The sequence below is a fragment of the Tateyamaria rhodophyticola genome, from assembly GCF_047777875.1.
Classification (GTDB): Bacteria; Pseudomonadota; Alphaproteobacteria; order Rhodobacterales; family Rhodobacteraceae; genus Tateyamaria.
Genome location: NZ_CP180519.1, coordinates 3,007,550 through 3,026,834, shown reverse-complemented (window position 1 = coordinate 3,026,834; position 19,285 = coordinate 3,007,550). Strand labels below are relative to the sequence as shown.

Annotated in this window: 8 protein-coding genes and 1 tRNA gene; 7 read left to right on the top strand and 2 right to left on the bottom strand. The window is 65.3% G+C overall.

Annotation, left to right across the window (positions count from 1 at the left end; genetic code table 11):
* Positions 1 to 71: 71 nt before the first annotated feature.
* Positions 72 to 7,931 carry a SpvB/TcaC N-terminal domain-containing protein gene (locus ACERHN_RS16385; protein ID WP_415920090.1) on the bottom strand — a complete coding sequence of 2,620 codons (7,860 nt, stop codon included), beginning with the start codon at positions 7,929 to 7,931 and terminating at the stop codon, positions 72 to 74.
* A 497-nt stretch (positions 7,932 to 8,428) separates the two neighbouring features.
* Here ACERHN_RS16385 and ACERHN_RS16380 point away from each other — a divergent pair, with 497 nt between their 5' ends.
* The 7 genes from ACERHN_RS16380 (at position 8,429) to ACERHN_RS16350 (ending at position 18,997) form a co-directional block, all read left to right on the top strand.
* Positions 8,429 to 10,204, top strand: coding sequence for an autotransporter assembly complex protein TamA (locus ACERHN_RS16380; protein WP_415920089.1), 1,776 nt, complete (start codon positions 8,429 to 8,431; stop codon positions 10,202 to 10,204).
* The gene (locus tag ACERHN_RS16375; RefSeq protein WP_415920088.1) at positions 10,201 to 13,962 is read left to right on the top strand and encodes a translocation/assembly module TamB domain-containing protein; all 3,762 of its coding nucleotides are present in this window, start codon (positions 10,201 to 10,203) and stop codon (positions 13,960 to 13,962) included. The genes ACERHN_RS16380 and ACERHN_RS16375 overlap by 4 nt, the downstream gene beginning before the upstream one ends.
* A 65-nt stretch (positions 13,963 to 14,027) precedes the next feature.
* Positions 14,028 to 15,272 carry an NAD(P)/FAD-dependent oxidoreductase gene (locus ACERHN_RS16370; protein WP_415920087.1) on the top strand — a complete coding sequence of 415 codons (1,245 nt, stop codon included), beginning with the start codon at positions 14,028 to 14,030 and terminating at the stop codon, positions 15,270 to 15,272.
* 22 nt (positions 15,273 to 15,294) lie between these two features.
* The gene (locus ACERHN_RS16365; RefSeq protein WP_415920086.1) at positions 15,295 to 16,281 is read left to right on the top strand and encodes a TRAP transporter substrate-binding protein; all 987 of its coding nucleotides are present in this window, start codon (positions 15,295 to 15,297) and stop codon (positions 16,279 to 16,281) included.
* 69 nt (positions 16,282 to 16,350) lie between these two features.
* Positions 16,351 to 17,043, top strand: a complete 693-nt coding sequence (locus ACERHN_RS16360) for a TRAP transporter small permease (RefSeq protein WP_415920085.1) — start codon at positions 16,351 to 16,353, stop codon at positions 17,041 to 17,043.
* Entirely contained in the window at positions 17,040 to 18,338 is a 1,299-nt protein-coding gene (locus ACERHN_RS16355) for a TRAP transporter large permease (RefSeq protein ID WP_415920084.1), read from the top strand. Before ACERHN_RS16360 ends, ACERHN_RS16355 begins: the two co-directional genes overlap by 4 nt.
* A gap of 2 nt (positions 18,339 to 18,340) precedes the next feature.
* A complete protein-coding gene (locus ACERHN_RS16350; protein ID WP_415920083.1) occupies positions 18,341 to 18,997 on the top strand; it encodes a hypothetical protein in 657 nt (218 codons plus the stop codon).
* Between the two features lie 100 nt (positions 18,998 to 19,097).
* On the opposite strand, the gene ACERHN_RS16345 is transcribed toward ACERHN_RS16350, so the two are convergent.
* Positions 19,098 to 19,187, bottom strand: a tRNA-Ser gene (locus ACERHN_RS16345).
* Positions 19,188 to 19,285 lie beyond the last annotated feature (98 nt).

Here is a 19,285-nt window from a genome sequence, read left to right as displayed (position 1 = left end):
CTCGGGCGTGCCCCGCACGCGCTTCTTCAAATGTCATGTGCCCCGCCCTCAGGGGCGGCGCGTGATCCGTTTCACCACCAGTCGAAATACCGGCCTGCATGAAATATCCCGACGCCGATGGCCGCCACCGCGCCTGCGACGATCAACACCGGGGCCGCAGCCACGAGTGCAGGTGCCATGGCCACGCCGGCCGCGCTGGCCACGGCGATGCCACCGCCCACGGCAAGCGCACCGCCCGCCAAAACGCCCACGCCCCCGGCAACTGCGCCTGCTGTATCTCCACGCTCAATGGCGCGGGACATGCTGACACCGGATGTGACCGCCAGACCGACACCCCCCACGGCAATGCCCAGTGGCAGCGCCGCAAGGCTTGTACCCGCAACCGTGACGGTCGCCCCGCCGACGGTCGTGCCGCCCGTGCCGAACACGGTGGAGCCAAAGGCATAAAGTTCGAGCCCGCCGCCCACGGTGCCCAAGGCATCGCCAAACGCCATCGGCACATCGCCTTCGGACACCGAGTGATAGAGGCTGAAGCCCGACAGGCCGAACCCGACGCCTGTCAGCGCACCGCCGCCCCATCGCATCCCGTTGCGGAAGCCCGGTGAGTGCCAGAAGCGTGCCTCGCCCACGCGGCGGAAAACCCCGGCGATTGTGCCGTCCGGGTGACGCCGCAACAGGTTCCAGCCCCGGAAGCCATCGTTTGTGTTGGTCGCGCCATCTTCCCAGATGTAGTCGCGCCAGTGGTTCCCCATCTCGCCGGTCATGTCGTACATCATGTCGACCCGGTGCCCGCGTGCGGGGTTGGTAAAGTTGGGATCGGGCGGCACGCGCTGCGTGAATTCGTCCAGCGCATCGACCTGAACCGGCGCTGTCCGCCGCGCCCGCGTGGAATTACCCGGTCCCGCGTTGCGCCCCGCCAGTCGCTGGCGCGCGTGCTCGTTCAGCCGCCGCATTTTGGGATTGTCGACGGTCCCCGGCGTTTCGATGATCGCTCCGGGCGGATTGTGGCGCACCGTGGTCGCCCCTGCGGCGGTTGCTGCGGCACCGGCTTCGGAGGTGGGCGCTTCGGGTTCCGCCTCCGGTTCAGGTTCGGGCTCCGGTTCCGGCTCGGGTTCTGCTGCGGGGGGCGAGCGGCGTGTGGGCGGGCGTCTGCGCCGTTGCCGCGGGGCCGGTGGCGGAGGCGCCATCGGCGCATGTGACCGCAAGGTCCACGTCCCGCCCGGCAAACGGTCCCACCGCCGCATCTCAATATTGTAGGTCCGGTTCGGCTCAAATTCGATTTGAAGGTTTTCGTTGATGAACCGTGGATCAATCGGTTGTCTTGTCAGGTCTTCGAAAAATGACACGTCTGCGCGTTCGGACCCGTCAAATTCATCGCTTTGGATGGAAATCTCGATACTGTCTTCGCCCTCGGTCCCGCTGGGGTCGCGCAGCATGATGGGATTGCCGCGGCAATACGCATGCAGGTTCAACCCGTCGGCAAAGCCGCCCGGATCGCTGGATGTCCACCGTCCCAGCCACGGCGCGAAATAGCGCGCGCCCATATGATACAGGCCGCTTTCGTCATCCCGTTCCTTGCCCGCAAAACGCAGCCGCTTGAGGCTGGGGTCCGCATCCGCGCGCCCCGACCGGTAGGCCGTCGTGCCAAAGGGGTGGTATTCCTCATAGCTCATGACATTGCCCGCCTCATCCGTCTCGAGCGATGCCGAGCCGACGTGGTCGGAATGCACATAGCGGATGAGGGGTGCGTTGATCGCATTGTCGGGATCGCGGTTGTCGTCATCGCGCCGCTTGATGTCCACCTGCGCAATCTGACCGAAATCGCCAGACACATGCACCGTGTGCCGCTCAAAGCTGAGCGTGCCGTTCACGCGGCGGCGGCGGTGGATCACAACGCCGCCCAGATACAGCCATTCGAGCCGTAGCCCACCGGGGCGCTCGATCACCTTCTTGAGCCGCGTGCCGCCCAGACCATAGACGTAGAACGCGCGCCCGCCGCCCCCCAGATCGACCTCGCGGAGGCGGTCCGCGTGATCCCACACCAGCGCCTCAAGATGCGGCATCCGCACCATGTTGCCATAGGCGTCGTAATCATAGGTTCCGGACGTCACCCCCGGCCCGTCCCCCGGCACCGTTGAGGCGGCAAGGCGGTTGGTCCGGTCACCGGGTGCGTCGTCAAAGACATGGCGGAACGTCTTGGTCCATCCCTGCCCCACGACCGGCTGCGCGCCAAAGCTGTGGCGGATCTGGGTCAGGTTGCCAAAGAAGTCATGCGAATAGGCCTGCACATAGCGGCGCACCGCCTGCGCGTTGTTCTGATGCGGCAGCAATTGCCGCACAAGGTCGGCATCGGTGCGCGGTGCATCGTTGCCAAACCCGGCCAGCTCCCGCCCCGTGGCCCGCACCAGCCGGTAGAGCGCGTCATATTCAAAGGTGCGCTCGGCCCCGACCACCGCGCCTGCGAAAAAAGTGTCCTGCTGGGCCGCATCGCGGATTTCCGTGATGTTGCCAACCGGATCATAGGTATAGCTCAGCGCTTGCAGATCCCGCGTGCCGGGCGCGTCCGCATCCCGGTGCGTGACAATTGAACTCAGCCGGAAAGAGCGCGGGTCATAGGCGTAGCGCGATGTCACCCCGTTGCCCAACCGCACATGCAGGCGTTGGCCGAGCGCTGTGAAATCCTGCCCCCGCAGGAACCGGCGCACCGGCCCCACCCCGCCGATCTGGGCATCCATCGTCTGCATCACGGAGCCCACGTCATAGCCCGGCGTCAAAACGGTGCCATCGGGCAGCACCATCTGCGTCGGGCGGCCCAGGGCGTCGGATGTTGCGGTGCCGGTCCACACCTCACCCTGTTCCAGCAGCGGGGCGGCCGCCGCATCCGACGCAACCACATCCGTGATGCCCGCGATCCCGGACCAATCCGGCGCGCTTTGGTAGTCGCGGGCAAAGACCCGGTCGAGCGCTGCGGGCGCCCCCTTGAAATCCGCAGACGCGATGCGCACCACGCCCGCCTCGTCATAGATGCGGCAGGCCACACCCAGAAGGTTGCGCGCCCGCGCATCCGGCAGATCATCGCCATACACGATATGGGAAAAGGCGCGCTCGGGTCCCGCGCCTTCGCGCACAAACGATGTCACCGGGCGGCGCAGGTCGTCGAATGCGTTGCGGAACGCCCGGCCTGTGTCATCCCAGGACCGGACCACCGCCCCCGTAATGTCCGAAAAGACGCGCCGCATCCCCTTTTCCGCACTCGCCCCCCAAAGCGGCTGGCCCAGCATCGAGGTGAAGCCTTCGGAGACCAGCCGCCCGCCCGCGTCAAACACCTGCGCGCGCCGCCCTGTCAGATCCGTGACCGCCCAACCGCCCAATCGCACCCCGCCGCCCAGATCCGACACCGCCATCACGTGCCGGCCCAGACTGTCGAGGTGGTTGATCGTGGGCGTGCCGGCATGGCGCGCGGCAAGCCATGCGGCGCGGCGCTCCGGCTGTCCCAGCGGTTCGGGTTCGACGCCCGGGTCCGGCGCGCCGCGTTCGGCGTACCAGTCGCTTTCGGTGACGGTGTCATTGGCGTCCCACGTGGCGCTCGACCATTGGTCAAATTCCACGCGGCTGAGCGCGCCATTGGCCGCCCGGCTCAGCGTGACGCGCCCGACCGGATCATAGAAATGCACGGTGGAGCGGCCGATTTCCCGCACCGCGGCTTCGTCTTCGAACGCGGTGGTGGCGCTGAAATACGGCTCATATGATTTGACGGTGTTGCCCTTGTTGTTGAGCACCGTGCGCCCTTCGGAGACCCAGCGTGGATCGGCCATCACCTCCTCGACCCCGCCATCCGCCGTGGGGCGCAAGGCGGGTCCGGGGGCCGCGCGCAGCTTGGTCATCACGGTGCCGCCGCTGCCCGAGAGGTAGGCATAGCTTTCGCGCCAGACCGGGTTTGCGCCGCCATGCGTCTCGCGCGCAAAGGACCGGACCCGGTTGGGCAGGCGCAGATCGCGCCACCGGTCGAATTCGTATTCGGTGCGGGTGGTCGGGTTGTCGAGCGTGTCCCCGTCGCCGTCGCCCACCTTGCCCATCACGGCGGTGGCAATCACCCGGCCAAGGATGTCAAACCGCACCGCATTGCGGTTTCCATTGGGGTCCGTCACCTCGACCGGGCACATGCACCGGTAATCGTTGACCATGCGCGCCACGTCCCAGACCCGCGCGCCGTTGCGCACCTCTTCGGCGAGCATTCCATCCGCATCGAACGTCACATGGGTTTCAATTCCAAACGCGTCCCGCGATCCCACGGGCATGAAGAAACGGGTGGCCGGATCAGCCGCATAAAGCGCCTCACCCGACGGGACCCACCACCCCGTCTCGCCCGGGAGCGCAATGTACCCTGCGTCGGCAAACTCCGCGTCTGACACGTCCGTGCCATAGGCTTCGGCCACCGTGCCGGGGGTCAGGGCAAGCGTGTAGGACCGGTGTCCCAGCCCGAGGCGCGCGAGGCTGCCAAAGGGCAGGACCTGAAAATCACTGTCGAAATAGCTGGTCAGTTCGCGGTTCAGCAGGCGTTTTTGAACCGACGCGCCATCTGGTTCTGCCTCGAAGGGCAAGTCGGATGCGGTGGCAAGCGCGGCGCGCATCTCTGCCCGCGTGAAATATGCGCCCGTGGGCGCGACGCCCGTGACCTCGAACCCGCGACTTTCCCAGGCCACGCGCAGGCGATGATCGGTCAGGGGCACGCCGTCAAACACATCATTGGTCATCCGCGCCTCGGCGCAGGTGACGTGCAATTGCGCCTGTGCCGCCTGGACGGGCGCAGGCAGGTTCGGATCAGACGTGACGCGCGGATAGATGACCGTGGCCGATTGCAGAACGTTGCCCCTCTCGTCACGGTTCAGAACCATGGCGTGGGACACCCGCGGGTCATCCGGGTCGCGTTCATAATTGATGCCGATGGTCTCCACCGACAGGGGCAGGGTCACGGGCGGCTGGCCCCGTCCGGCAGGTTGCAGAATGCGCACCTCGAACGCGGTTTCGGTCATCTGATAGGGCAGGTCCGCTTCGGCCGTCCCGTCCGGTGCATAGACCTCTTCGCGGATCGTGGCCCCGCGTAACGAGCGGCGGCAGGCGGCGATGTCCTGCGGTGACAGCCCCTCCGGCAGGATCGGTGCGCCGAGCGCGGGTGCGCCACCGAAATACCCCGCAGCCCAGACGTCCTCCATCCCCGCCCGCACCCCGGCATCCCCAAGGTGCCGCCAGCTGCGGTGCATGACCGGGGGCTGTTGGAAACCGCGTTCCGTGTCTTGCAGCCCGTCAATGCCCGCGACGCCGATCACGTAATCCTCAAATGTCTCGGCATCATAGCGTTCGATCATGCCAAAACCGCAAAGCTCCCGTTCCTCGGGATCAAAACAGCCGTGGTGGTAGTCATAGCGGGCCGCCGCGCGCGTGCGGCTGACGTGGTCGATGTTTTCCACATGCGCAATCAGATGGACGGGAAACGGCAGTTTTCCGATCCATGGGCGACCCGCGGCACGATCAGCGGCGGCAAAGCGCGTGCTGGGGGCATATTGTACGCGCGTCTCCTGGCCCATGTTGTTGATCGTGCGGTTCAAAAGATAAGGTTTGCCGTCCGCCATCAGGTCGACGAACCGGAACGCACGGCCCGATTGCACCGGCAGTGGCGAGGACCAGACAAGGCACGCGGTGCCCGATCCCATCAGATCAAAGACGCCAATGCCGGCCGCATCATCAATCCGTGGAAACGCGCTCAGCGTACGGCCCGCAGACCACCCGCGCCCTGCACGATTGAAGAACACCGTGGCCCCGTCCCGCCCGAGATAGATCAGGTCCGTGGGTCCCGCACCGTCCACATCCGCCAGCCGGAGGCGCGCGGGGTCGAACTGGTCCGGGTGATCCATGACCGGGGCGTGGTCCATGGCGATCTTGTGGCCAAACCGCCCATGCCCCCTGTTCGGCCAATACGCGATGTCACCGTTGCGCACCCGCAGGATATCGCTCAGCCCGTCACCGGTCAGGTCGGCCAGCATCACCGCCTCGGCGCTGTTGGAAAAGACGACGCGCGGGCCGTCTTCCTCGTCCACGGCCTTGGCCACACGCTGCGCATCCTCGAACCCCGCACGGCCCCGATACGGATGCCATACGATTGCGTCTGTCTCTGTGATCAGCACATCCGCCATGCCATCACCATCCAGATCGACGAACCGCAGATCAGGATCGTTGAAGGCCCGGTTCAGCGGGCTGTCAAAGGCTTCGAATTCTTGCCACCCCTCGGCCTCGTCGTGCCGATAAAAGCCCTGCCGCGTGGGCTCCATCACGGCGAGATCGGCGCGCACCGCCCCTTCGGCATCCATGAACGCGGCCCCGTCGGCCAATCGTGCCTCTGGTCGTGCAGGCACAGGCTGCATCGGGGCAAAGGCGGCACGCCCCGTGCCCTCGCTTGGGTGCTGGCTTCGGTTGCGGGCAAAGAGCCATGCGCCCTCGACCTCGGCCAGAATGCCCGGTGCGCCCTCGCCATGCAGGTCCAGCCAGCGATGGCGCATGCCGTCGATCCCCGTGGGGATCGTGTCCAGCCCGTCTTCTTCAACCCATTCGACCGCATCCCCGATCACGGGTTGGGAATAGCTGTATTCAACCGCGGGCGTCGTGTCGGACAGATATCCCGCCCCGTCCCGGAGGAAGCCACGGCTGAGCGCGCTGGTCAGGAGCGTATAGGCCGGAGCAGCCTCCGCCGCGTCGGGGAGCGCGCCATAGGTGAATTCCGTCGATGAGATGAGGCAATCCCGCCCGATCCCGGGCCGGTCGGGAAAGTGGTGGAACATCAGGATACGGCGGCACAACCGGTCTGTGCGCAGCTCGAACCCGGGCCGCCAGGATGACATCGCATCCGCCCGCGCCGGCCACGGATAGCGCAACGCACCGCCCGGCAGTTGTGCGGTATCATCACCGGGACGCGGCACGTCGGCATCGTGATCACCATAGTCGAACACGACCTCGAACATAAAACCGCTCGCCGCGATCTCCGCGTCGATCTCACCCGGTTGCAGGAACAGGGGCCGCCGTCCGTTCGCATCCAGAAACGGGCGGCGATTGCCGTAGAGGATCCGCTTGAGATACCGGTTGGCGCGGCGCCTTGGATCATCGGCCGGACCGCGGTTCGCCTCGGACGCGCGGCTGAGGTCAATGCCGGTGCCATCCTCGGCCTTGTAGCGATAGACGATGGCCTGTCCCTTGTCGGTGCGCTGCTCACTCAGCAACCAGCTGAAGATGCGCCGTGGGTCCTCTGGATCTGCGATGCGCTCGCCCGCGTCCAATCCAAAGAGGCTGAGGGTGTTGTCCGCCGACAGCGTGCGCCAATGCACGTCCGCCGGATCGCCCACCCGGCTCCAGCGTTCGATCCGGGAAAAGCCGCCTTCGACACGGGGGCGGTACCGGCGGATGTGCCAGCCATCATCCGTCATCTCCTCGATCTCGGGCAGGCCGTCGGCCCCAGTGATCAGGTCCCCTTGCGCGTCCATGCGCAACGCCATCACCAGCTCATCCGTGCCGCCCGCCATGAAGGTGTCGCTGTCGTTGCTGTCGTCATAGAGCGGCAACCGCTTGTCCGTCCGCCGTGTGATGGCGGGCACCGGCAGGGACCAGCCCAGTCCAAACGGACCATTGCCCCCTGCCCCGTCATAGCTGAGCGCAAGTGCCGGGCCTTCGCCCCCCCGGCCTTCGGTCACGCGGATCGGCAGCGATGCGGCGGCCGTGCCCGTCGCAGGGTTCGCCGAAAACGTCTCGCCCAGACCGCGCACGGCACCGCCGCCACGCGGCAGCTCGACCGCGAACCGGGGGGCTTGCACACGCTGTCCTGCGGATGCCCCGGCATCGCCAACCGCGCCGGGAATCGAAGTGTTTGAAGGCTCAGGCGAACCCATCAATCGACACCTCCACCAATGTAATTTGCTCCGCGCGGCCCGATGAAAATGTGGGCATCCATGCAGTGCGGAATTCAAATCAACGTAGAAATTCTAGTCACAAAAAATTTACCTCGTCAGCGTGAGGCAGGTCGGCGATTCGCGTCAAGATAGTATCTTCCCGTATGACGTGAGCGCCTGAATTGGCGGCCCACTGCGGTGGAAAATGCATAAAGATCAAATCTCTAAGCGAAACTCCTCTTAGGCGATATCCCGCGCCCGACGCGCAAGGCGTGCGGTAAATCGCTCCTTGGCTCAGCGCGCGCGGGCCCTCTGACGCAGGTCCGATGTGCCAAACCGGCGCAAAGCGGCGGAGTGCGTGCAACCTTTCGTGCACTGACCGGTTATCGAATTGTGCCCGTGTGCGCGGCGTGGGACACACACAATGCAGCGCGCGCGAGTCGCGCTGACGACAATCCGGAACGGCGGAGGAACAGTTGAAACAGGCTTGGACAACGTTGCGCCGCACTGTTTGCGCGACCCTGTTTTCACTCACGGCCACGCTGACGCAGGCGCTGACAACGGTTCAAGTGGACGTTGTGGGCGGTGACGAAGCCCTGACCGACAGCCTGCGACAGTCCTCGGCGCTGGTGACCGCACAAGCCGAAGGGCGCGCAGACCCGAGCGACGTCCTCGGCGCGGCCCTGTCCGATTACCGCAACATGGTCGAGGCGCTTTATGCCCAAGGCTACTATAGCGGCGTTGTTTCGATCATGCTGGACGGGCGTGAGGTATCGAATATCGCGCTCCTTAATGCGCCACGTCAGATCAACACAGCGGCCATTCGTGTCGACCCGGGGCCCCAGTTTCGCTTTGGCACCGTCAACATCGGCCCCGTCCCCCCAAACGCAGATGTGGCCCAGCCGCAGTCCGGCACCCCTGCCCGCAGCAGCGAAATCCGAGGCGCGGTCGTGGGCACGGTCGATGCGTGGCGAGAGGCAGGCCACCCCAAAGCGCTCCCTGACGGGCAGCGCGTGGTGGCGGATCATCCCAATCAGACGCTCGATGTGGATGTGAGCGTCGCGCCGGGACCGCAGGCGCGGCTGGGCAATCTGATCCTGAAATCTGAAAATGCCGTGCGCGAAAACCGGATCCGCCGGATCGCGGCGTTCCCATCGGGCGCGGTCTTTTCACCCGATGACCTGACCCGCGTGGCGACGCGTCTGCGGCGGGTGGGCGCGTTTTCTGCGGTCAACCTGTCCGAGGCCGAGACGCTGAATGCCGATGATACGCTGGACGTGAACCTGACGCTCGTGGATGCCAAACCGCGCCGCTTTGGGTTTGGCGCGGAAATCGCGTCGTTCGAAGGGCTGAACCTGTCGGCCTTCTGGCTGCATCGCAACCTCCTGGGTGGGGCGGAAAGGCTGCGGCTGGACTTTGAGGTGTCCAATATCGGCAGTGACACCGGCGGCGTCGACTACCTCGCGCGCAGCCGCTACACCGTGCCAGCCGCACTTGGCCCCGACACCAGCGCCTTTGCCATCGCCGAGTTGGAAAGCCTTGATGAAGAGGATTTCAGTTCCGACAGCGTGACCCTGGGGATCGGTGCGTCCAAAATCTTTTCGGAAACGTTTGAGGCCGAACTGGGCATCAACATCGAATACACCGAAACCACCGACGATCTCGGCACGCGCGAATTCACGTTGCTTACCTTTCCGGGCCGCATCATCTGGGACCGGCGGGACGACGCGTTGAACGCAACATCCGGTTTCTATGTCGCGGCCAATGCGACGCCCTTCCTGGGTCTCGACGGATCTTCGTCCGGCCTGCGCACCGAGGTGGATGCACGCGCCTACCGCGCCCTTGGCGCAGGCGGTGTGGTTTTGGCGGGCCGGTTGCAATTCGGGTCTGTGGCCGGGCCATCGCTGACCGACACGCGCTCCGATTACCTGTTCTTCTCCGGGGGCGGCGGCACGGTCCGGGGCCAGCCGTTCCAATCGCTGAATGTCGATCTAGGCGGCGGTGTTGAGATCGGCGGGCGCAGTTTCGTGGGCCTTTCGGGTGAAATCCGCGGCGATGTCGCGGGCAATTTCGGTGCCGTTGCCTTTGTCGATGCTGGATATATCGGGCCAGAGGCGTTTTTCGATGGCAGCGGCGAATGGCACGCGGGCGCCGGGATCGGGCTGCGCTACAACACTGCCATCGGGCCGATCCGGTTTGACGTGGGCGCACCGATCAGCGGTGACACCGGCGACGGGGCGCAGATTTACATCGGGATCGGACAGGCGTTTTGAAACAGCTCATCGCCATATGCCTGACCCTGCTGGCGGTCACCTGGTCTACCGGTGTCGCAGAGGCGCAGGATGACGATCGCGGAATCCTTCAGGCCTTTCTCGAGGACAACCTGTCCACCGCGGGCCGCACTGTCCGCATCGAGGGGTTTTCCGGTGCGCTCAGCGGACGGGCCACCGTCGACACGCTCAGCATCGCCGACGCCGACGGCGTTTGGCTCAGCCTGAATGACGTCGTCTTTGACTGGAACCGAAGTGCCCTGTTGCGGGGTGCGCTGGATGTGACGGAACTGTCGGCGGGCAGCATATCCGTGGTGCGCCCCCCGCGCACAGAGGACAGCGCGCCCGCGCCCGAGGCCACGCCCTTTGCGCTGCCGGAACTGCCGGTGTCGATTGCCATCGACCAGCTCGACATTGCATCACTGACGCTGGGCCCTGCGTTTCTGGGCGAAGAGGTGGTGTTGCGCGTGACGGGCGCGGCCGGTTTGGCCGACAGCGCGGGCAACGCAACGCTGGAAGTCGAGCGGATTGACGACGCCACCGGCATGGTGCGTCTGGCGGGCAGCTACTCCAACGCGACCGAGGTGCTGGCGCTCGATCTTGAGGTGTCGGAAGGCCCCGCTGGCATCGTCGCCGGGCTTTTGGATCTGCCGGGAGAGCCCTCGATTGGCCTGACCGTCGCGGGCGAAGACCCCCTCAGCGCGTTTTCCGCCGACATCACACTGGCCACGGATGGCACGCCGCGCCTCACCGGCGCGGTCAGCGTTGCGCAAGAGACAGAAAACGGGGCCGCCGAAGACGCGCCGACCAACACCGTCTTTACCGCGGACATAGGTGGGGATTTGCGCCCACTGGTGACCGAAGACTACCACGCGTTCCTCGGGCAGGATCAACGCCTGAATGTCGCGGGCACGCAATTCGCCGATGGCCGGTTGCAGCTGGATGATCTGACGCTGCGCACGGATGCGCTGTCGCTGACCGGGCGGGCGGCGTTGCGCGCAGATGGCTGGCCACAGGCGCTGGCCCTGAACGGGACAATCACGCCGGACGCGTCGGGTGAAATCCTGTTGGCGATCCCCGGCGACCGGACGTGGATTGGCGGGGCGGAGATTGCGCTGACATATGATGCGGATGCGGGCGACGACTGGACGCTTGATATGGCTGTAGACGCGCTGCGCCGGTCTGACCTGCAGCTCGCGCGGGCCGAAATTACCGGGGGCGGGCAACTGTCGCGCGGGCTTGAAAGCGTGCGCGGGACCGTTGATCTGGGCCTGAGCGGTGTGGCGCTGACCGATCCCGATCTTGCCATGGCCATTGGCGAAACCCTGTCGGGGCAGTTGGGGTTTGACTGGCAACCCGGCGCGCCGCTGACCTTGCGCGATATGCGGATTGCGGGCGGGGATTATGACCTGAGCGGCGACGCGCAGATCGAAGGCGTCGATGGCGCGGTGGATCTGGCCATTTCGCTCGACACACGCCTGCGCGCGGGCAACTTGGCGCAGTTTGCGCCGCTGACCGGACAGGCCATTGATGGGGCCGCCACGCTTGAGATCGCAGGAGATATCGCACCGGTTGCCGGTGCCTTTGACCTGATTGCACGCGGCACGGGTCGGGACATCAGCACCGGGATCGCGCAGGCGGACGCCCTGATCGCGGGCGCGGTGTGGTTCACCGCCGATGCGGTGCGGGATGGCACGGGCCTCACACTGCGCGCGTTCTCCCTTGATGCGCCCCGCGCCCGCGTCACGGCCCAGGGGACGCTGGCCACTGATGCCAGCGACCTCGGCTTTGACGCACGCCTGACCGACCTTGCCGATGTCGTGCCGGGGGCGAGCGGTCCTGCGACACTCACCGGCACCGCCACACAGGCGGGCACGATCTGGACCCTGTCCACGGACCTGACGGCCCCCGGCACGACCACGGGCCGGGTCGAGGCCGCCGTGAACCTTGTGGAGGGCGCACCCGGTCCGGTCACGGGCAGCGTCACCTTGCGCAGCGCGGATCTGTCGCCCTATGCGCAGGTCTCGGGCACCAACCTGCGCGGGACGGTTGCGCTGTCGGCGGAAGGATCCGGCGATCTCGGTGACCAAAGCTTTGATATCACCCTGAGTGCGACGGGCGACAATCTTGCCATTGGACAACAGGACGCGGACCGCCTGCTGCGCGGGCGCAGCCAGATTGATGCGCAGGTGTCGGGCGATGCAGACGGCCGCCTGACCATCACCCGCTTTGATCTGCAGAACCCCGAAGTGACCGCAGACCTTACCGGTACGCTGAGCACGTCCCAAGTCGCCCTGCGCTATGATGCGGCGTTGCGCGACGTGGGCCTCTTTGCCCCCGGCCTCAACGGACGGCTGGCGAGCCAGGGGCGCGTTTCGGGTACAACCGGTCCGTTGCAAATCAACAGCGATGTGCAGGGACCGGGGGGTGCTACCGCAACCATCGCAGGCCAGATTGCGCGGGACGCGGCAACCATGAACCTCGGCATAACCGGAGCGCTGCCTCTGGCGCTTGCCAATCGTTTCACGGCGCCGAACCTCGTCACGGGCACCGCTGCGCTGGATCTGCGCATCGACGGCGCGCCGGGTGTCGGCGCGCTGTCGGGCACGGTCCGGTCCACAGGCGCGCGGGTCACGATCCCCGCGGCGCGCGTATCGCTCGACGATATCGACACCACCATCACCCTGCGCGGCGGTGCTGCGAACGTGGCGCTGCGCAGCGCGCTGTCCAGCGGGGGGCAAATCACGGTCAGCGGGCGCGCGGGCCTCTCGGCACCGTTTTCCGCCGACCTGTTGGCAGAACTGGGAGGCCTGACCGTCACCGACCCCGGCCTGTACGAGACATCGATTGACGGGCGCGTGACGCTGAACGGGCCGCTCACGGGCGGGGCGCGGATCGGCGGGGCGCTCACCTTGGGTCAGACGGAGATCCGCATTCCCAGCGGGGCTGGCGCCGCGGGCGGGTCGGTCACGGGGCTGGTTCACCTGAATGAACCGGCCTCGGTGCGGCGCACCCGCGCGCGCGCCGGGTTGGTGGAACAGGATACATCAAGCGGCGGCGGCGCGGCCTTCCCGCTCGATCTGACCATCTCGGCCCCGGCGCGCATCTTTGTCCGCGGGCGCGGGCTCGATGCGGAATTTGGCGGCGCACTTCGACTGCGCGGGACCACGGCGAACGTGGTGCCATCAGGGCGGTTCGACCTGATCCGCGGACGGCTCGACATTCTGGGCAAGCGGCTGACCCTGACCGAAGCCCTGCTGCAAATGCAGGGCCAGCTGGACCCGTTCATCCGCACCGTCGCCACAACCACCAGCGGTGACACAACGATCAACATCACCATCGAGGGACCCGTGTCCGAACCGCAGGTCCGGTTCGGCTCCACGCCCGACCTGCCCGAAGACGAAATCCTCGCCCGGCTGCTCTTTGGCCGCGATGTGACGCAGATATCGGCGCTGCAGGCCCTGCAACTTGCCAACGCGGTGCGGGTGCTGGCCGGTCAGGGCGGCGAAGGCGTGGTGGGGCAGCTGCGCCAGAACTTTGGCCTCGATGATCTGGATATCCAGACAGACGAGGACGGCGAAGTCGGCCTGCGTGCCGGGCGCTACATCAGCGACAATGCCTATACGGATGTCACCGTCGATTCCTCGGGCAAGAGCGAGATCAACCTGAACATCGACATCAGCCCCTCTGTCACCTTGCGCGGCAGTGCGGGCACGGATGGCAGCACGGGCCTCGGCATCTATTTCGAGCGCGATTACTGATTTTCGTTCTGGTCTTTTGATCCGCTCGGGTGTTCGCTGCACCCGGACGGATCGAGGGGACCAGCATGAACGTCATTGTGATCGGCGCAGGGATCGTCGGCGTGTCCTGCGCCATATGGCTTCAGCGCAGCGGCCATGACGTGACGCTGATTGACCGCAACGGACCCGGCACCGGCACCAGCCATGGCAACGCCGGTGTTCTGGCCGCAGGGGCGGTGATCCCGGTCACGACGCCCGGGTTGCTGGCCCGCGCGCCGGGGATGCTCTGGGACCGCGATGCGCCGCTGTTTCTGCGCTGGCGCTATGTGCCGCGGCTGGTGCCGTTCCTGCTGAAATATCTCCGCTTTGGCACGGATGCTCACGTGGACCATTACGGGGCTGCGATGTCATCGCTGTTGCATGACAGCTATGACCAGCACCGCGCGCTGGCCGCGGGCACGGCTGCCGAACGGTTCATTGGAGCCGAAGATTACTGCTTTGGCTACCAGACCCGCGCGGCCTTTGAGGCGGACGCCTATGGGTGGGACAAACGGGCGGCTCTGGGCTACCCGTTCGAGGTCATGACCGGCGCGGAATATGCCCAGCACGATCCCACCTTTGGCAATGCGTTTGAAACCGTTGTGGCGTGCAAGAACCATGGGCGGATCAGCGATCCGGGGGCTTATGTCCGCGCGCTCGCCGATCATTTCGTCGACCAGGGCGGTACGCTGACCCTCACCAACGTGCGCGATATCACGGTCGCAAACGGGATGATCCAAAGTCTGCAAACGGATGCGGGCGACATGACCGCGGATCACATCGTGCTGGCCACGGGCCCGTGGTCCAGGGCGATGGCCCACAAGCTGGGCGTGCGCGTGCCGTTCGAAAGCGAGCGCGGATACCACATCGAATTCGTCAACCCGTCCGTGATGCCGCGCGCACCGATGATGGTGGCCAGCGGCAAATTCGTGCTCACCCCGATGGAGGGGCGTCTGCGTGCCGCGGGGGTCATCGAATTCGGTGGGCTGGAAAACGGGCCGAGCGCGGCCCCTTTTGCCATGCTGCGCCGCGCCGTGGCGCGCGTATTGCCGGAGTTGACCTGCACGCGTGAGGTCGAATGGATGGGCCACCGCCCGGCCCCCGCAGACAGCCTGCCCCTGATCGGCGCGAATGATCCCGAGGCCCGCAGCCTGAGCGCGTTTGGCCACCAGCACGTCGGGTTGACAGGTGGCCCCAAAACGGGTCGGATCATCGCGGATCTGATTGATGGAAAGACGCCGAACATAGATTTGGCTGCGTTCGATCCGAAAAAACACATGTCACGCCGGTGACACCATGTCTGGGAGGGCATCCATGAACTTCACATTGAAAACAGCGACCGCCTGCATCGCAGGATCGGTCATGGCCACCGCAGCGTTTGCCGATGGCCATGCCCAATCCTGGGACATGCCGATGGCCTATGCCGCCACCAACTATCACTCCGAACACGGCGTGATCTTTGCCGACAAGGTGCGTGAATACACCAATGGTGCCATCGACATCACCGTGCATCCAGGCGGCTCTCTCTTTGGCGGCGGCGACATCAAGCGTGCGATCCAGACCGGTCAGGTGCCGATTGGTGAGCGGTTCATGTCCGCCCACGCGAACGAGGCACCGCTTCTGGGCTGGGACAACCTGCCCTTCATCGCGACCAGCTATGAGGACAACGCCAAACTGTGGGAAGCGGCCCGTGATACGGTCAATGCACAGCTCGCGGACCTGAACCTCGTGGCGCTCTACACCTGCCCGTGGCCCGGTCAGGGCTTTTACTTCAACAAGGAAGTCGCCTCGTCCGAGGACACCCAAGGGATCAAATTTCGTTCCTACAACTCCGCCACCGCGACCTTTGCAGAGGAACTCGGCATGATCCCGGTGCAGATCGAAGCGGCCGAGCTGTCTCAGGCGCTGGCCACCGGTGTGGCGTCGGCGTTCATCTCATCCGGTTCCACGGGCTATGACCGCAAGGTGTGGGAGCATCTAAGCCACTACTACAAGGTCAACGCGTGGCTGCCGCGCAATTACGTGATGGTCAACACGCAGGCGTGGGAGGCCCTTGATGCCGACACGCAAGCGGGTCTGCAACGTGCCGCGGATGAAACCGCGGCCTCCTGTGCTGCGAAATCGGCGGAGCTGGCCAATTTCTACTTTGATGAGCTGGCCAAGAACGGGATGACCGTGCAGGACGCAGGCCCCGATTTCCTGACCGAACTGGAAGCCATTGGCGCCAAGATGACCGAAGAGTGGCTGGAAACAGCCGGGGCCGACGGTCAGGCGATCCTCGACGCCTACAACGCCAACTGATCTGGCAACAGGGCCAGCCGGTGCACGCATCGGCTGGCCCGTTCCTTTCCCACACATCCGAGGATCATCATGCGTGATTGGTCACCCGTCATGGGCCTGCCCCTTTGGGTCTGGCTGTTTGTGTTGCCCAGTATGATTGCCGTGGCGATGCTCCTGCTTGGACCGCGTGCGGAACGTCCCCTGCGCCCGCTCTGGCGCGTGCTCGACGCGATGTACCTGGCCAGTGGCGCGATTGCGGCCTTCTTCATGGTGACGATCCTTGCGCTGATCGTGGTGGGCATGGTGGCCCGCTGGACCAGCGTGGCGGTGCCCGGCACGACGGAATTCGCGGGATATGCCATGGCCGCCACGTCCTTCTTTGCGCTCAGCCATGCGCTCACGCGGGGCGCGCATATCCGGGTGTCGATCCTGCTGAATTCCAGCCGGTTCCTGAAACGCTGGCTCGACGTGTTTGCCGTCTTTGGCGCGGCCATCATCGCCACCTATTTCGCGCGCTTTGCCATCAAGGCGAACATGTTCTCCGAAATGCTGAACGACCGCACCCAAGGCCAGGATCAGATCCCCGAATGGCTTGTGGCGCTGTTCCGGCTTGATTTCTCCGGCGCCGCGTCGGCGGGCAACGCACTGGTCTACACGCCCGTGTGGATCCCGCAACTGGCCATGTCCATCGGCACCGTCCTGCTGGCCGTGGCACTGTGGGACACGCTCTACCGAATGCTGGCGACGGGTACGAACCCGATTGTGTCGGAGACTGTGGAATGACCGAAGCCTACGCCACAGTCGTCTTTCTCTTTGTCCTGTTCACCCTGCTGGGGTCCTCCATCTGGATCGGACTGGCCCTCATGGGTGTGGCTTGGGTCGGGATGGAGCTGTTTACCGTCCGACCCGCAGGCGACGCGATGATCACCACGATCTGGACCGGCGCGTCATCTTGGACCCTGACGGCGCTGCCGCTGTTCATCTGGATGGGCGAGATCCTGTATCGCACACGGCTGTCGCAGGACATGTTTCGCGGGCTGGCCCCGTGGATGCGGTGGCTGCCCGGAGGCCTCCTGCACACCAATATCGCGGGCTGCACGATCTTTGCCGCCGTGTCGGGGTCGTCTGCGGCCACGCTCACCACGGTGGGCAAGATGTCGATCCCCGAACTGCGCAAGCGCGGATATCCCGAATACATGATCGTGGGCACTTTGGCGGGGGCGGCCACGCTTGGCCTGATGATCCCGCCCTCGCTCACGCTGATCGTCTATGGCGTGTCGATCAACGAAAGCATCATCAAGCTGTTCATGGCGGGCATCATACCGGGCCTCGTGCTGGCCGGTCTGTTCATGTCGTATATCGTCGCGTGGCACTTCTTTCGACCTGCGCAGCGGCCCGCGCCCGAACCGTCGATGCGCCTGGGCGAGATGCTCGCCGAAAGCCGGTTCCTGATCCCGGTGCTGTGTCTCGTCTTTGCGGTGATCGGGTCGATGTATTTTGGCTGGGCCACCGCGACGGAGGCGGCGGCGGTCGGCGTCATCGGCGCGCTGGTGCTGGCGGCATTCCAACGCTCGCTCACCACGCGCACATTTGTCGAGAGCCTGATGGGCGCCACGCGCACCTCTGCGATGATCGCGCTGATCCTGATGGGGGCCGCGTTCCTGTCGCTGTCCATGGGCTTTACCGGCCTGCCGCGCGCACTTGCGGCGTGGATCGACCAGATGGACCTGTCACCCATCACGCTGATCGCGGCGCTCACGCTGTTCTATGTGATCCTCGGCATGTTCCTTGATGGGATTTCGTCGGTGGTGCTGACCATGGCCATCGTCGAGCCGATGATCCGGCAGGCGGGCATCGACGTGATCTGGTTCGGGATCTTCATCGTGGTGGTGGTCGAGATGGCGCAGGTCACGCCGCCCATCGGGTTCAACCTGTTCGTGCTCCAAGGCATGACCCGGCACGAGATCGGATACATCTCGAAAACGGCAATCCCGATGGTGGGGCTGATGCTGCTGATGGTGGTGATCCTCGTGGCCTTCCCGGAACTTGCCACGTGGTTGCCCGACAACATCCAGTAGCGATGCCTGCCCCCACCGTCACTGTCCTGCAACTTGATACGCGGTTTCCGCGTGTACCCGGCGATGTGGGCTGTGCCGAGACCTTTTGCGATACAGTCGAAATCATCCGCGTGCCACAAGCGACGGTGGCACAGGTGGTCACGTCCGATCCACACAGCATTCCCATCGCCCCGTTCGAGGACGCCCTGAGGGGGGCGCGCGGCGACGTTGTCGTGACCTCCTGCGGGTTTCTGTCCCCGTGGCAGGATCATCTGGCTGCACAGAACGACAGACCGTTCATCAGCTCTGCCCTGCTGGCGCTCGACACGCTGCCTGAGCGGCCCGAAGACATCCTGACCCTGACATTCGACGCCGAGCGCCTTGGCCCGCCGCACCTGCGCGGACACGCATGCGATGTCCAAGGGTTGCCCGCCGACATGCACCTGCGCCAGACAATTGCGAATGACGCAGAGACCCTCGACACGGCCCGTGCAGAACGTGAACTGGTGGACCATGTCACGCAGGTACAGCGGCCCAACCATCGCCACCTGCTGCTCGAATGCACGAACCTGCCCCCCTACAAGGCCGCGATGGCGCGGGCGACGGGCCTGCCCGTCACAGATATCCTGACCCTCATCGAAGATGCGCGCCCCGGCACGGTGCGCCCTGCATTTCTCTGATCATCACGCTGGAATAAAGAGGTGGCGGAGCGGTTTGGACAAAGTGCGAACCCGGAGCCGCGCGCTCAAGTAGCCTGTGGCGGAAGTGCTATAAAGGGAATGGCGGAGACTGTGGGATTCGAACCCACGGGACGCTCTCACGCCCAACGGTTTTCAAGACCGCCGCATTCGACCACTCTGCCAAATCTCCGTTGCCCCCTGCTTTAGGCGCGCCCGCGCGATTCGGCAAATATGCCAACGCGTTGTGGAAAATCGCCAATTTTCTCGGCCCGTGCTTTCCAGATGCGC

Excerpts from the sequence above, each read along its gene's own strand:
- ACERHN_RS16385 (WP_415920090.1), bottom strand. The coding sequence starts at position 7,931 with ATGGGTTCGCCTGAGCCTTCAAACACTTCGATTCCCGGCGCGGTTGGC.
- ACERHN_RS16360 (WP_415920085.1), top strand. The coding sequence starts at position 16,351 with ATGCGTGATTGGTCACCCGTCATGGGCCTGCCCCTTTGGGTCTGGCTG.
- ACERHN_RS16370 (WP_415920087.1), top strand. The coding sequence starts at position 14,028 with ATGAACGTCATTGTGATCGGCGCAGGGATCGTCGGCGTGTCCTGCGCC.
- ACERHN_RS16355 (WP_415920084.1), top strand. The coding sequence starts at position 17,040 with ATGACCGAAGCCTACGCCACAGTCGTCTTTCTCTTTGTCCTGTTCACC.
- ACERHN_RS16365 (WP_415920086.1), top strand. The coding sequence starts at position 15,295 with ATGAACTTCACATTGAAAACAGCGACCGCCTGCATCGCAGGATCGGTC.
- ACERHN_RS16350 (WP_415920083.1), top strand. The coding sequence starts at position 18,341 with ATGCCTGCCCCCACCGTCACTGTCCTGCAACTTGATACGCGGTTTCCG.